The following is a 13,711-nucleotide window of genomic DNA, read 5'->3' as shown; positions in this document are numbered from 1 at the left end:
GCCATTCTCTATCAAGCTGGAGTTGCTAAGTTATCTGATTGTCCATTTAGTAATATTTGGCCTTTTTCTTTCGGGTAAGCTACGTCAATAGATACTGCTCCACCTTCACGCCACACGCTAATAATCGTATCCATATTTGCCGCCATCACAGCACGCTTATCGTCTGGCGCTGCTGCGATAACCTGCAAGCCGATATCTTTCATGAACCCCATACACGTAGACGTCTTCACCATATCTATTTTATTGAAAGCTTCATCGAACATAGCTAATGAGAAACCACCAACGATCTCACCTTCCATGGTTTCATGTAAGCGATACGTAGTAGACAAAGCGGCAGCAATCGCCAAATAGAACGGAATTTGATGCTCACCACCAGAACCTGTTTGAATTCGTTGGCTTAGCGTAGTTTTCTTATTACCTTCTGCGTCTAAAATGTCTACTTCGAAGTTATAGAACTTACGGTAGTCTGCAAGGTCTTGTTGTTTTTCATCATCAGATATAAGTTCCTGAATAGATGCGATTGCGCGAATATGATCAGGATCATTACTCAAATGCGGGTCGAACAATCCACCCACATTGGCTTGATCTTGCGCACTAAAACGCTCAACAAGATCCAAGATGTCTTTCATATCGCCATTTGGATAATAGCGGAATTGATAGATTTCCTGGTTAAATGGGCGGCGCTTCAAGCTGTGGTTCAGCTCACGAATAATGTGCGCCACTTGATCAAGGGAATCTTTCAATTTAGACACATAGTCTGATCTGAACGTTTCTTCTGCCTCTTTACGAGCCAATTCCGCACGCTTGGCGTATTTCGCTAACTCTGTTTCGCTCAAAATATCGATTTGATAAGAAACATAGTGTTCAAACTCTTCAAACTTTGATTCTAAGTAATCCAATTGAACATCGTTGTCTAAATTCGCATGATGATATTTGCCATAATGATCCGCTACTTCCTTACGAACCTTTTGATCAAAGCTGCGGGCTTTTTCGCTAGCTTTGTCGGCTCGACTAATAGCCTCTTTATAGATAGCCGCACCATTTACCATACTGCCTTCTAATAAAGCGTAACGTTCACTAGCAAATTCTGCATCGTATTTTGGATTCGATGTTAGGCGGTTACGCTCTTCATCAAGTGCTGACAAAGCAGAGCTTAGCTGACTTTTTTGCGTATTCAATGCGCCAAACTGTTCTGCAATTTGTTGACGTTCACGATCTAATTTTTTCTGATCCAATTCGACATTTGCAATGCGCGATTTAAGCTCCTCGATGCGTTCTTGTAGCTCAGTATCGTCATGTTTTTGCAGTTGCGAAATTTCAGCTTCAACCGACTCTAACTCTTGAGTTAAGCGGGTAACAGTGTGGCTGGCGTTACCAATGCTTTCAGCATCAAATTGGTTGTTGGCCATAACACGACCTAGTAAGGAATCAGCCTGTTCAAGGCGCTGATCTGCCTTAAGGAAATTCATCAGTTCGCCACTTAGGCTTGCAAGTTGTTTTTCACGGGATTCACGCATACCCTCGGTATTAATACCGACCATCATGTGCGGCACAAAGCGAATAGTCGAAATCGTTCCGGCAAGTTTTAACATACCATCCGCTGTCATTGCACTGTCTTCGCGCAGCAACTCTCGTTCTGTATCTACTGGCTTGATGCCACCCAAACGACGATTTAGATAAGCTTGAGCATGATCATTATTACAGCGAATAAAACGCAATGCAGAATGATTGTCGCCACGGTTCAACCAAAGTCGAGTCTGTGTGGTATCGATAACTCGACAGCCCATTAATTGGCGTCGATGAGCACGGAATATACGAATAGATTCTTCTGCGTCTTCAGGCTCAACAATTAATGCTTCGCGCTGCGCACCAAGATAACCTTCAATAGCATCTTGCCACTTTCTGTCGGTTACTTCGGCCAAATGGCTTAATGGTGTAGCAGTAATATTAGCGTCTTTTAATAACGCAATTAGACGTTTTGTATTTTGGGAAAGTGGGCTGACGCCACCTTTTAAAGAAGAAACGTCCGATTCTAGTTGCTTACATTCATCTTTTAAATTCAGGATCGTACGGTTTAGCTCTGATCGCTGGCCAAAAACCTGAGATTTCTCTCTGTCTAAAATCTCATTAAGAGCAATAAGCTTCTGAGTTAATGGTTTAAGGTTGCCTTCTACGCGTCCTTCTTCTGTGATCAAGCCATTAAATGCTGCAAATTCTTTCACTAAGGCGTTGGTTTCTTTCGAGAGCAAATCTTCAAAAGAGTTAAGTGCCGATAATAATAAGGTTAATTGACGAACTTGCAGTATAGCTTTTTGATCTTGTTGACCTTGCAGAGTGAGCAATTTCTTATTTTGCTCTAATTGCTGAAGCTTTAAACCAACATCAGAGTGCTCATACTGTTGCTCGAAACGCAGTAGCTGCCCTTGCAGTTGCTTTAATAGGCTACCTTGAGTTGCTAATTCTTCTTCGATCTCTTCTTCACGTTCTTTTTGAAGCTCATATTGATCTTGGATATCATCTTGTTTACTACCCAGCTCATCAAAACGTGCCTCAGTTGCAATCCACTGATAATTAATCGCACTTTGCTCTTGCTGATGCTTTTTCTCACAATCTTGCTGAATAAGTTTTAAATCATCAATGCGCTTAGAGACTTCAAGGGTTTTGGCTTCTAAGTGACGATATTCATTCAGTGACTTTTGGTAAGCGCCAACTTGCAATGGCGCTTCTGCTAAGACGAAGTCTTGTACAAAGCGAGTTGGAGAGGCAATAGGTACAAACTTCAAAGCGTTTTTGAAGTTTTTAAGGAAACTATCTAGTGTGATCAAATGATCTGGACTAGGACTTAGCTCTTCAAGATAGCGATTGATATATTGGGTCGCTGACGCACTGCCTGATTTGATATAAGGGTCTAGGCAGATTTTTTTCATCGTTTCACGAACTTCAATCCAAGGTTTGGCCTTGTAGCTCTTACCTTCCATCGCATCGATAAAATCTGATTTTCTAGCGCCAAAATTGGAAAGTACAAAACGCCCAAGAACATCCTCTTCTGGAGAAGCTAATGATGCGCTTAACGCCAAGCCTACAGTCGATTCTTTGCCTGTGATGCTGTCTTCGAAAATTAATGCGAGGTAACTTGTTGCGTCTTGTCTTGGTTGTGTTCCAAAAGCTTTTGCATTGGCTTGGCCTGAGTCGATCATCCCCAATATGTAAGAACGAATACTTCGACCACTGGCTTTGCCATCGTTTGCGCTAGCGTTGTAATTAAGGTGACGCTTACTTGCCCCTGTCAATACGGTTTGAATAGCATCAAGCAGAGACGATTTACCAGAGCCCGTTGGCCCTATAATGGCGGTATTACCACGAATATTGATTTCTTCTGCACCAAGTAGGTACCAATTTACTAATACGATTCGATTTAACTTTTTCATATTTTGGCCCTAGTCTTGATTGGTTTCTTGCGTTGTTTCTGTTTCAGCATCTGAATCGGCAACTTCATCTTCGTCTGGATCGGTGCCATTGAATGCCTCTAATTGCCTTAGATACGCCTCGGTTACGATTAATCTGACCACCGGAGTAATGTTGATCATTTGATTCTTGCTGTCTTCCTCATAAGATTTGCCACGAATAACAATTCCATGACGGCTGAACAAAGCTAAAATGTCTTTGAAGCGTGTTTCATTTGGAATTTCACGTTTAACCAACTGAACAAATCTGTCTAAAATGGTGTGAGTATTGGTTGCGACAAAGCCATTATCAACTTCAAAATTCTCAATTTTTTCTTCATAGATTTGGCGAAGAACCAATAAAAATAGCGTTTCGTCAGTTTTCAAACGAACAAACGCTTCTTTCTGGATGGGTAAAACACCGGCAAGACGTTCATTCTCGTTGATGTAAAGCTTCATACCTAACGCGTCGAATAAATTATCGAAGTAGTCCTGATAAGACTCTAAAAGCAGATAATGTTTCCGTTGACCATGTTTGTAGGCGCTGGCAAATTGATTTGCAATTACAAAGTTTGCTGTCTGTTGGAATTCTTGAGCGTCTTTGCCGGACTCTTCAACGACTTTTTTTAATTCTCTAAGCATTACGCTTTGCTCCTACGCACGACAGTAAATTCACGACATTCAACGAAGTTATGCACATCTAAATACTGATTAGTAAACTGTACTTCAAATAAATCTTCTATTTTTTTAGCACTCACGCCAAGAGAGCCGACATAACGTAAATGGTCAAAGCATACAAAGTCTTCTACCGATTCAATAGTGAAATCCAAAATATGCTTACTATCGCCAGAAGCGATCTGTTTATCTAAATAACTCTGCATTTTTGGAATAGTAACTTGTCGAGCTTCATGGAAGCGGCGCTGCTGATCACGCAATCTGATTGCGTCAGCTGACACTTCTGAAGGTGTCATGACACGAGGTGGTGGCGGCTCACGGCGTTTTGTTGGTTGTGCTGCTGAAGCCATGCCAATAAAACGTGAACCAATAACTTCTTTTAAGATTGGTAACTTGTCGTATTTTGCTACATCAGTAATGATGCCAGCTACTTTATTCGCCATACCCGGTCTAGAACTGTCCATGTAGCGAGCCGTGTCGGCCGCACGTTTTTCTAAACGATACCGGTATTCATCAATACGTTCTAAGCGTTGTTCAATGTTGCTAAAGGTTTGAATGATGTCACGGCAATCTTTTTCTACCATGGCTTGTGCTTCAGCCATAGTAATCAGTTGCTGATCAACATAACACTGAGCAACTTGCCCCATGGTTTCGGGATTCGCTAAAAACTCCTGTGTTAATTCAAGAATTTGTCTTCTAAAGCGAAATGGGTTGTTACTGGTTTTGATGGTTTTGTAATCGGCAATCAATATGCCTTCGACAAATAAATCAAAGAAGCCCGCTACAATGGCTTTAGGATCTCGGCTTGCAAACAACTCTCGCTGTAAGCTGCGTATACCAAGTAATATCTGGTTCAAATGTGCAGAGAAATCTCTGGAAGCTTCTGCTGATTGACGTAATGTTACGCCACGTTCTACGGGGTGCTTGGCAACAGACTCTAAGTTACTAAGAATACTTAATACGGTTGCACCGTAGTTGCGCTTACCGTGTCGGCTAATTTCGACTAGGGAACGAAGTAACATGGAGATTTGCGGAGTCATCAATACGCTGACTCGATACAGCTCCTGCTCCTCTACTAACCAACCAGTATTCACTAAGCGATGATAGATTCTTAAAGCATAATCATGAATGGTTTTCGGCGAATCAAATGATTCTTTTTGGTCATCATGCCAAGCAAGCGTATCTAACTTATGCAGTGTGTCTTCTATCGATTCAATGATGGTAGATTTGTCTTTTATTGGATCTTCTGCGTGATCATAAAAAACATCAGCAAGATCATTCAATACCGCTTCAATCAATGCTCTATTAGAGCCGCTTAATGCCTGAAATATTTCATCAGGTAAGTGTCTAAATAGCATTCATCGAGCTCCATGAATTAACGAAAACTAATGGCATGTTTAAACCTTACCTAAATGATTAGCGACGACAGTTTGCATGGCCTGTTTTACTAGCGCATCATCTCCAATTGGAGGCAGCAACTCTATGTGTAGATCGTCTTTTTGCAATGTAGCTATTTGCGTAGGTACATCATGTCTTAAATGACGTCCGACTGCTAAAAAAAGTGGCAACACAGCAACGTTACGAGTCTCTGCGCCTAGCATGCCTACAACATCTTCCAAGGATGGAGACGTAAGTTCCATGTAGGCTAAACTTACGTTGCCTTCACCATATGTTTGTGCCACTTGATGATAGAGCGATTCGAAGGGCAGTTTCCAAAGGGGATCAGGGCTTCCATGTGCAAGAAGAATGATGTGATCGTATTCTTTGCGTAGCATTTTGATACCTAATGTTTCTCGATTCCCCATTTTAGCCATCCTATGTCAGAAAAAGAAGGTGCAGAGCAAAAAACCTTAAAATCTTCTGATCAAATCAGGCAAAAAGTAGATTATGAGTTAGATTTAGGAAGTTATTGATCCTATTTCATTTTTTATGCGTAATACATTCATTATCGCAACACATGGAGCACGATGAAATGAAGATTCTATTATCTGGAGCGACAGGCTTTATTGGTCAATCTTTGCTTGCCGAATTATTAAAAGACAATCATCAAATCTATGCCTTTGTGAGAAAGGTGGATAAACGACTAGAGGCCAGTGTTAAACAATTAACATTGGCATCGTTAGCAGAATTAGATGAGAAAATAGATGTGTTTATCAATCTTGCCGGTGAAAACATTGCCAGTCAGCCATGGACTAAAAAGCGCAAAGAAATTCTATTTGATAGCAGAATAACTCTAACAAATAAGGTTAAGGCAGCTATGAAACATCCACCTAAGACGGTGATTTCAATGTCAGCGGTTGGTTATTATGGCGTAGCGAGAAATGAAGTTTTTTATGAAAACACACCACCAAAACCAGGGTTTTCTCATGATCTCTGCGCTGCTTGGGAGAACTCTGCAAAAGCATTTTCGAATGATGATACAAGGGTGGTGATATTTCGATTAGGAGTTGTGCTGGGGAATGGTGGAGCACTAAAGAAAATGCGTCTACCATTTTTGTGCGGTTTAGGAGGTCCTATCGCTGGCGGCAAACAGTGGTTTTCGTGGGTGCACATAGCTGATGTGATGAAAGCCATTACTAATGCTATGTTCGATGAGTCCTACACAGGGATTTATAACTTAGTAGCTCCGCAATTGATTGAGCAACAACATTTTGCCAAATCATACGCTGCGTCATTAAAGCGCCCTGCTATTTTACCGACACCCAGGTGGCCGCTTGACCTTGTTTTTGGAGAAATGGCTTCGTTACTAACCGAAGGTGCGAAGGTTGTTCCTCAAAAGTTAGAAAAACAAGGCTTTGAATTTCAGTTTGATAATATCGAAGGTGCCTTGACGGATATTGCTAAACAACATTGAGTGGATAATGTTCTTAAAACTATCAGCGTTTCTTTTTCAATACCGGTAAGCCTTTATCATCATTTAGAGTATTGGTGCACACAGGATAGGTTATACAACCCCAAAAGTACCCATTTTTACTTTTCTTTCTGACGAGATAGTGTCCGCAGGCGCGGCAAGGATATTTTTTGGTACTTGAAGGAACGCCATTATCATCTTCTACAGTAACTTTGCATTCAGGATAATTTGAGCAGCCCCAAAAAGCATTATCCTTAAAAGCTTTTCTTCTTAGTGGAGACTGGCAAGCAGGACAAAGATAGCGCTTAGCTCTGACTGGCTTACCGTTTTCATTATTTGCTGTGTAGTTACAGACAGGATAAGATTCACAGCCCCAGAATGCGCCATTGGCGCCTTCTTTTAAAACCAATAAACTTTCGCACTTTGGACAACGATAGCGAATTTTAGCAGATTTAATATGAGCATCATCGCTCTGATCTAGGAACTCTTGTTCCCAGTTACTAGAGGATGTTGCTGGAGAGTTGTTGTCTTTTTCCTGCACTGGTTACTCTTTATTTTTACTACAAGACGTACTGTTTTTTTCACAATCTTCTTGGCCTGCTAGGCTGCGGATTTTTGAAGCACCTTTTCTTGCGCCCTCAGCGGTTGCTGCCCCCGCCTCTTTCATTTTATCCCAGACAACTGTGCCAGTTTCTTTAGCATTTTTAGATGCTTTACTGCCAAACTCTGATGCCTTCTCACCAAATTCAGATGCTTTTTCTGCGGTGGTATCTGCTATTTCTGACGTTGTTGTTTTGGTTTTCTCCCATAACTTTTGAGCCCCTTCTTTTGCCTTATCAAGTGTACTTTCTTCGGCTTGAGCTAATGTAGAAACAAGAATGAGTGAGCAAACAATTGCTTTTATATATTTCATCATACTGCCTTTTTGTTCATAGGAGTTGAAAGGTTTAACCAATCAGTAACTTGAGCTATATCACTAAGAGTTCCCAATTGCGGGTAATGCAATAGTGTCTCGTCTGTAACTTTTTCATGGTCCCAAGTGGTGTGATAAGGAACATGAAGTGCTTGGGCGCCAAGATCTAAAACAGGCAAAATGTCGGATTTCAACGAGTTCCCAACCATTAAAAAATGATCGGTAGAAAGCTTATGACGTTGAAGTATTTGCTGGTAAACTGCAGATGTTTTGTCACTTACTATTTCAATGGCATCAAAATAATCAGCAATACCGGATCTTGCTAGTTTGCTTTCTTGATCAAGTAGATCACCTTTAGTGATAACCAATAAGCGAAACCGTCCTTTTAGTTGAGAAAGCACGTTTTCTACATTCGGTAACAGCTCCACTGGTGAAGCCAGCATACATTTAGCAAGCTGTATAATTTCATGTATTTCGTTGCCAGTGATGCGACCTTCGGTTAGCTCAATAGCAGTTTCGATCATAGATAAAGTGAAGCCTTTTATACCATAACCAAAATGTTCTAAGTTATTAATCTGCACCTCACCGAGATGAGAGCGAATGTAGCTTTCATCATGAAATGGCAATAGTAAATTAATAAATTCATCTTGGGCATGAATGAAAATATCCTCATTTCTCCAGAGTGTATCGTCTGCATCAAAGGCAATTGCTTTAATCTGTGAAATGTTTAACGTCATTTTACGTCCACTGCTTAGAATTTTGTTCAATCAAATTAACATATAAGGCTACTTGATCAGGTGTATCGTTTAACGCAGGAATGTAGTCAAATGCTAAACCACCATTATTTTTAAACTCATCACCTAGCTCCAGAGTAACTTCTTCTAATGTCTCGATGCAGTCAATTGAAAATGCGGGACTAATAATGTTAATTTTTTTCACTCCCATCGAAGGTAAAGCTTTCAGCGTAGCATCAGCATAAGGCTTCAACCATTCTTCACGCCCGAACCTAGATTGATAAACATGTGTCCACTCGTGATCACCTAATTCTAACTCCTCAGCAACTAATCGACTTGTAGTTTCGCAGCGACGCGCATAAGGATCTCCATTCGTAACGTAACGTTTTGGAATGCCATGGTAAGATAAAACAAGATGACGTCTCTCACCCTGCTTGTCCCATTGAGCACGTACCGAATTAGATAGCGCCTTGATATACATGGGATGATCAGCATAATCATGAAGCAGTTGTAGTGATGGCCAATGAGGACAGCTCTTTAGCGATTTCATTAATCTATCATAAGCCGCTGCAGTGGTCGTAGCCGAGAACTGTGGGTACATAGGGATAACAATTATATTTTTGACACCCTGCTCTCTTAATTTATTTGCGGCTACCTCAACACTTGGATTGCCATAAGTCATTGCCAGTTCAACAGGAACCGTTTGATCTTTTTTTTCTGATAGAGCCTCTTTTACCTTTTCCTTTAATCTTTCACTTAACACTAGAAGAGGTGAACCTTCATCCATCCAAACTTGTTGGTAGATCTTTGCTACTTTTGGTGGGCGTATAGTAAGAATAATTAGGTTGAGGATAGGCTTCCAAATTAAAGGATTTAAATCTACAACACGAGAATCAGAAAGAAACTCTCTAAGATAACGGCGAACTTCAGGTGTCTGTGGAGCATCTGGTGTCCCCAAGTTCATCATCAATACGCCATAGTCGCTCGTGTTTTTCATGCTATACCTTTTGAGTTGGAGTTCTTTATCTATTATAAGCCAATAAATTGGGGGCAATAATGAAAATACCAAGCTAATTATGGCTTGATATTGTGTAGTTTCGTATCTAAATAGAAGGTTCGTGGTAATTCTATTATTGAGCCAAGTAACACAAATTAACATTCAACACAGAAAAATACGTCATGAGATCCATAGACGAAGGACAGAAAAAGCCACAAATACAATAACACTGATGGATAAGACGCTTTTGTCTAGTGTATTGCCTCGGTTATGACACAACCAATAAAAAAATAAATGACTACACGACAAAATAATCATTGAAGGTAATTGTACTGCACCAGCAAAACCAGTAAACCCTATATGATCGAAGGTTTGTGCGGGATAAATAAAGCCGATCATTGCTGCTATGGAAGCAAAAACAACAAAACCATTTGATGTACCTTGTTCTAGTTTAGCCTCAACTTTCTTAAAACGACATAATAAGTGCCCTAACGTATGACCACAATTGCCAGCGACAAGTGACAATACACCAATGATTAAGCCAATGGGTAAATTCCATGTTTTCCCTACCGGCGCTATATGCAGTGTCTCTGATCTAGATCGAAAGACAACGTTTGCAACAGCGATGAGGGCGATTAACGAGAAAGCAATTTTGAAAACGAACAGGCTACTAAGAGACAGTAATTGTGCGCCTATTACGCCGCCCATCGCAATACCTGGAGCGAAGTTGAGCAACTGCTGCGAATCAACCTCTCCCTTTTTCATAGAAATTATCCAAGCATAAAGATGCGCTGGGATAAACGCAGTGATACAAGTAGCAATTGCAGGAAGCATGAGATGTTCGAAAGACAAATTAAATACAGGCAAAAAAAAGTATAAGGCAGGAATGGCAATCAGTGCCGGCGCTATTTTAATAATGGAAGTGATTGAGCCTGTTGCCGCCCCAATAAAGAGCAATAAAAAAAACATTTCAATACTTGGCATAAGATAAAACACCCTTCCTAGCCATGGAGAAAGACAACAAAAAAGCAGACATTAGCCTGCTTTTTATACTTTATTAGAACATTATTAATCAGTAGCTTTTCTATATTACTCTTGATTAACAACGCCACGAATTCTCTCTTGAATCAAAGACGCCAGCTTGTCTGGTTGGAATTTCGACAAGAAATCATCACAGCCAACTTTTTGCACCATGGCTTTGTTAAAACTACCACTAAGAGACGTATGTAAGACGATATATAGATCTTTAAGTCTCGGGTCTTCACGTACTTCACGCGTTAAACGATAACCGTCCATCTCCGGCATTTCCGCATCTGTGATCATCATTAATAATTTTTCTGGAACAATTTCACCTGCGTCAGCCCATTTCTTTAGTTTTTCAAGCCCTCGTTTGCCATCAGTAGCTTCATGAACAGTAATGCCCATGAAATCTAATGTGGAGCGACATTGTGCTAAACCAACAGATGAATCGTCAACAACTAGCACTTCTAAGCCTTTAGCTAGGGTCAACAGATCTTTATCTATAACGTGATCGCTAACACTAGTATCATAAGGTGATATTTCGGCTAAAACTTTCTCAACATCGATGATTTCAACAATACGGTCATTAACTCGAGTAATCGCTGTTAGGTAATGTTGACGGCCAGTTCCATCTGGTGGAGGTAAAATTTCATTCCAGTTCATATTGATAATACGATCGACTTCACCAACCATAAATCCTTGTACGGTATTGTTATATTCAGTCACAATTAAATTACATGGCTGGGTGCGATCGATTGGTCTCATACCAATTGATTCAGATAAGTCGATAACTGGCACTGTTCTTCCACGAAAGTGTGTCACACCAGCGACTGATGGGTGCCTATGCGGCATTAAGTTCAACTTGGGTAGCATGACCACTTCTTGAACTTTAAAAACGTTTATTGCAAACATTTGCATTCCACCAAGGCGGAACATTAAAAGTTCCAAGCGGTTTTCACCCACTAACTTGGTTCTTTGGTCTACAGCGTCTAGCATGCTTGCCATATATTACTCCAAACATTTTTAAATTAAGGCATTAATCCATTATAACCATGATATTCTATAAGGATAAATCTTACAGTATTTTTTTGTGTTAACTCTTCTTGCAAGGATTCTTAATGAAGGATGCCGATATACTTTTTTGCCGTAAAGCTGTTGTAAATCGACTATCAGAAACAACCGCATATTACATACTACATCCAAGCAATGTAACTCAAGGGCAAGATGCTTCTTTTCTAAGCTCTTTGTTCGTTGATGTTAATCTTAACGAAATAACACAGCAAAAAACTATATTTTTTCAGACTAGCCTAAATGAACTCTCGGCCCTACCATTACAAACAAACATTCATATGGTAATTTTCTTATGTGCCAATGATTTGACTGAAAAACATATTGAGACATTAACTGAGTTTCGTCTTCAAGGCTACCAGCTGGGCATTATAAATCCTAACCCTGAAGCATTTACTGTTGCATTGCTGAGTGTTTTTTCTTACGTAATGCTCACCTTAGATCATCTATCTGTCGATGATGCTCTTACAAGATTTAAACATCCAGCCTTATCGTCAAAAAAGCTTTGGGTTAATAAAGTAGAAAAGTCGGAACAATTTACGAAGCTTTTAGAAAGTATTCCTGAAGGCCAATTTAGTGGTAATTTCATCAATAAAATAACATCAGTTAAAGGTAAACGAGTCTTAGCGTATCAAGCTATTTTGATTGATTTATTAGTTGCGCTTAACAACCGAGAGTCATCTCCACGAGTATTAGCTGAATGTATTGAGCGAGACCCTACACTCACTTATCGAATTATTAAACTCACACATTCAGTGATGTATCGTAGCCAATTTAATGTATCTAATGCTCAACGAGCAATTGAGATAATTGGCGTCAGAGACCTGATTAAATGGGTTGGACTTGTCATGTTAGGAAGTGTACCAGGTAAGCCTAATTGTTTATTCTCTATGGCAGTTTCTCGAGCTTGTTTTTGTCAAAACCTCTCTGGTGCACTGCTCCCAAAGTTAGATGGTGCTTTTTTAGTAGGGCTTTTTTCTTACCTGCCAAGCTTTTTCGGCGAAGAACTGCCAATACTTCTGAAATATTTACCACTTGACGAAAACATAAAATCCGCATTACTAGAGTACAAAGGTAATTTAGGTGGAATTTTAAAAATAGTCGTTGCGTATGAAGCCGGTCGATGGGAGAAAATCCCCTTTGATATGCTTGCAACCAAAAATATATCAAAGCAATCACTCAAAGATCTTTATATAAAAAGCTTAAAAGAAGCTCGTGAAATGGGAAGTTTATGATAGACATCGGAGTAAATATTAATCACAGCTATTTTCTAGATGATTTAGATCAAACAATGATCGACATGCAAGAGGTTGGTGTTAAAGGTATGATCTGTATCGCATCCGATTTAGCGGAAAGCAAACAGATCCAAGTGTTAAGCCAGAAATACTCTTCGATATGGAACACAATAGGCTGCCACCCTCATCAAGCAAAAACTTGGAATAACGAAAGTAAATCGCAGTTTTCTGCTCTTATTAACTACGCAAAACCTGTCGCTATTGGTGAAACAGGACTCGATTTCAACCGCAACTACTCAACACAAGTCGAGCAGTTTTATGCATTTAATGAGCAAATAGAATTGGCAATTGAACACGAACTTCCACTGTATCTACATGAAAGAGATGCACATAAAGAGATGATAGAGATACTTAAAAAGTATCCAAAGCTAGCGCAAAAATCTGTGATTCATTGTTTTACAGGAAGTCGAGTTGAGTTAGAAAAATATTTAGAACTGGGATTGTTTATTGGTATCACAGGTTGGGTTTGTGATGAACGCCGAGGCGCAGATTTGCAAACTTCTGTTCCTCATATTCCTTTGGATAAACTACTTATTGAAACTGACGCGCCTTATTTACTACCTCGCAATATTCGTCCGCGACCAAAGAGAAATCATCCTAAATATTTGCCATGGGTTGCACAAGAAGTTGCTAGATTAAAAGGGATTTCTTTGGAAGAGCTGGCGCAAATAACACTAGACAACACAGCAACAGCATTCGGAATCCGTATCTAATC

General features: G+C 40.0%; 13 protein-coding genes. 3 read left to right on the top strand and 10 right to left on the bottom strand.

Annotation, left to right across the window (positions count from 1 at the left end; genetic code table 11):
• Positions 1-11: 11 nt before the first annotated feature.
• The 4 genes from B6N13_RS20995 to B6N13_RS20980 are packed head-to-tail and all read right to left on the bottom strand — an operon-like array spanning position 12 to position 5,923.
• The gene (locus tag B6N13_RS20995) at positions 12-3,428 is read right to left on the bottom strand and encodes an SbcC/MukB-like Walker B domain-containing protein (protein WP_012069924.1); all 3,417 of its coding nucleotides are present in this window, start codon (positions 3,426-3,428) and stop codon (positions 12-14) included.
• 9 nt (positions 3,429-3,437) lie between these two features.
• Entirely contained in the window at positions 3,438-4,085 is a 648-nt protein-coding gene (locus B6N13_RS20990) for a DUF4194 domain-containing protein (protein WP_169460503.1), read from the bottom strand.
• On the bottom strand, positions 4,085-5,476 hold the full coding sequence (locus B6N13_RS20985; protein WP_012069922.1) for a Wadjet anti-phage system protein JetA family protein: 1,392 nt from the start codon (positions 5,474-5,476) through the stop codon (positions 4,085-4,087). The genes B6N13_RS20990 and B6N13_RS20985 overlap by 1 nt, the downstream gene beginning before the upstream one ends.
• A gap of 39 nt (positions 5,477-5,515) precedes the next feature.
• A complete protein-coding gene (locus B6N13_RS20980; RefSeq protein ID WP_169460502.1) occupies positions 5,516-5,923 on the bottom strand; it encodes a CbiX/SirB N-terminal domain-containing protein in 408 nt (135 codons plus the stop codon).
• A gap of 152 nt (positions 5,924-6,075) precedes the next feature.
• On the opposite strand from B6N13_RS20980, the gene B6N13_RS20975 reads away from it, so the two are divergent.
• Positions 6,076-6,972 (top strand): TIGR01777 family oxidoreductase, encoded by an 897-nt coding sequence (locus B6N13_RS20975; RefSeq protein ID WP_248280403.1) that lies wholly within the window; start codon positions 6,076-6,078, stop codon positions 6,970-6,972.
• 22 nt (positions 6,973-6,994) lie between these two features.
• Here B6N13_RS20975 and B6N13_RS20970 read toward each other — a convergent pair whose 3' ends face one another.
• The 6 genes from B6N13_RS20970 to B6N13_RS20945 all read right to left on the bottom strand — a co-directional run bounded on the left by B6N13_RS20970 (position 6,995) and on the right by B6N13_RS20945 (position 11,638).
• Positions 6,995-7,510 carry a topoisomerase DNA-binding C4 zinc finger domain-containing protein gene (locus B6N13_RS20970; RefSeq protein WP_012069919.1) on the bottom strand — a complete coding sequence of 172 codons (516 nt, stop codon included), beginning with the start codon at positions 7,508-7,510 and terminating at the stop codon, positions 6,995-6,997.
• 3 nt (positions 7,511-7,513) lie between these two features.
• Positions 7,514-7,882, bottom strand: coding sequence for a hypothetical protein (locus B6N13_RS20965; RefSeq protein ID WP_157035970.1), 369 nt, complete (start codon positions 7,880-7,882; stop codon positions 7,514-7,516).
• The gene (locus B6N13_RS20960; protein ID WP_169460501.1) at positions 7,882-8,619 is read right to left on the bottom strand and encodes an HAD family hydrolase; all 738 of its coding nucleotides are present in this window, start codon (positions 8,617-8,619) and stop codon (positions 7,882-7,884) included. Before B6N13_RS20960 ends, B6N13_RS20965 begins: the two co-directional genes overlap by 1 nt.
• Before the next feature lies 1 nt (position 8,620).
• A complete protein-coding gene (gene hemH / locus B6N13_RS20955) occupies positions 8,621-9,613 on the bottom strand; it encodes a ferrochelatase (RefSeq protein ID WP_169460500.1) in 993 nt (330 codons plus the stop codon).
• 180 nt (positions 9,614-9,793) lie between these two features.
• Complete coding sequence (locus B6N13_RS20950; protein ID WP_169460499.1) at positions 9,794-10,597, bottom strand: sulfite exporter TauE/SafE family protein; 804 nt, start codon at positions 10,595-10,597, stop codon at positions 9,794-9,796.
• A gap of 105 nt (positions 10,598-10,702) precedes the next feature.
• Complete coding sequence (locus tag B6N13_RS20945; protein ID WP_169460498.1) at positions 10,703-11,638, bottom strand: chemotaxis protein CheV; 936 nt, start codon at positions 11,636-11,638, stop codon at positions 10,703-10,705.
• Positions 11,639-11,751: 113 nt separating this feature from the next.
• On the opposite strand from B6N13_RS20945, the gene B6N13_RS20940 reads away from it, so the two are divergent.
• Both B6N13_RS20940 and B6N13_RS20935 read left to right on the top strand, forming a co-directional pair.
• Complete coding sequence (locus B6N13_RS20940; RefSeq protein WP_169460497.1) at positions 11,752-12,936, top strand: HDOD domain-containing protein; 1,185 nt, start codon at positions 11,752-11,754, stop codon at positions 12,934-12,936.
• Positions 12,933-13,709 (top strand): TatD family hydrolase, encoded by a 777-nt coding sequence (locus B6N13_RS20935; RefSeq protein WP_169460496.1) that lies wholly within the window; start codon positions 12,933-12,935, stop codon positions 13,707-13,709. The genes B6N13_RS20940 and B6N13_RS20935 overlap by 4 nt, the downstream gene beginning before the upstream one ends.
• Positions 13,710-13,711 lie beyond the last annotated feature (2 nt).

Source organism: Marinomonas sp. UCMA 3892 (assembly GCF_012726345.1).
Classification (GTDB): Bacteria; Pseudomonadota; Gammaproteobacteria; order Pseudomonadales; family Marinomonadaceae; genus Marinomonas.
Note: the sequence above shows the minus strand (reverse complement) of the source record. Positions and strands in the feature narration are given on the sequence as shown.

What these genes read in the sequence shown, in the direction of transcription:
- B6N13_RS20995 (WP_012069924.1), bottom strand. Translation starts at nt 3,428, where the DNA reads ATGAAAAAGTTAAATCGAATCGTATTAGTAAATTGGTACCTACTTGGT.
- B6N13_RS20990 (WP_169460503.1), bottom strand. Translation starts at nt 4,085, where the DNA reads ATGCTTAGAGAATTAAAAAAAGTCGTTGAAGAGTCCGGCAAAGACGCT.
- B6N13_RS20985 (WP_012069922.1), bottom strand. Translation starts at nt 5,476, where the DNA reads ATGCTATTTAGACACTTACCTGATGAAATATTTCAGGCATTAAGCGGC.
- B6N13_RS20980 (WP_169460502.1), bottom strand. Translation starts at nt 5,923, where the DNA reads ATGGGGAATCGAGAAACATTAGGTATCAAAATGCTACGCAAAGAATAC.
- B6N13_RS20975 (WP_248280403.1), top strand. Translation starts at nt 6,076, where the DNA reads ATGGAGCACGATGAAATGAAGATTCTATTATCTGGAGCGACAGGCTTT.
- B6N13_RS20965 (WP_157035970.1), bottom strand. Translation starts at nt 7,882, where the DNA reads ATGAAATATATAAAAGCAATTGTTTGCTCACTCATTCTTGTTTCTACA.
- B6N13_RS20960 (WP_169460501.1), bottom strand. Translation starts at nt 8,619, where the DNA reads ATGACGTTAAACATTTCACAGATTAAAGCAATTGCCTTTGATGCAGAC.
- hemH (WP_169460500.1), bottom strand. Translation starts at nt 9,613, where the DNA reads ATGAAAAACACGAGCGACTATGGCGTATTGATGATGAACTTGGGGACA.
- B6N13_RS20950 (WP_169460499.1), bottom strand. Translation starts at nt 10,597, where the DNA reads ATGCCAAGTATTGAAATGTTTTTTTTATTGCTCTTTATTGGGGCGGCA.
- B6N13_RS20945 (WP_169460498.1), bottom strand. Translation starts at nt 11,638, where the DNA reads ATGGCAAGCATGCTAGACGCTGTAGACCAAAGAACCAAGTTAGTGGGT.
- B6N13_RS20940 (WP_169460497.1), top strand. Translation starts at nt 11,752, where the DNA reads ATGAAGGATGCCGATATACTTTTTTGCCGTAAAGCTGTTGTAAATCGA.
- B6N13_RS20935 (WP_169460496.1), top strand. Translation starts at nt 12,933, where the DNA reads ATGATAGACATCGGAGTAAATATTAATCACAGCTATTTTCTAGATGAT.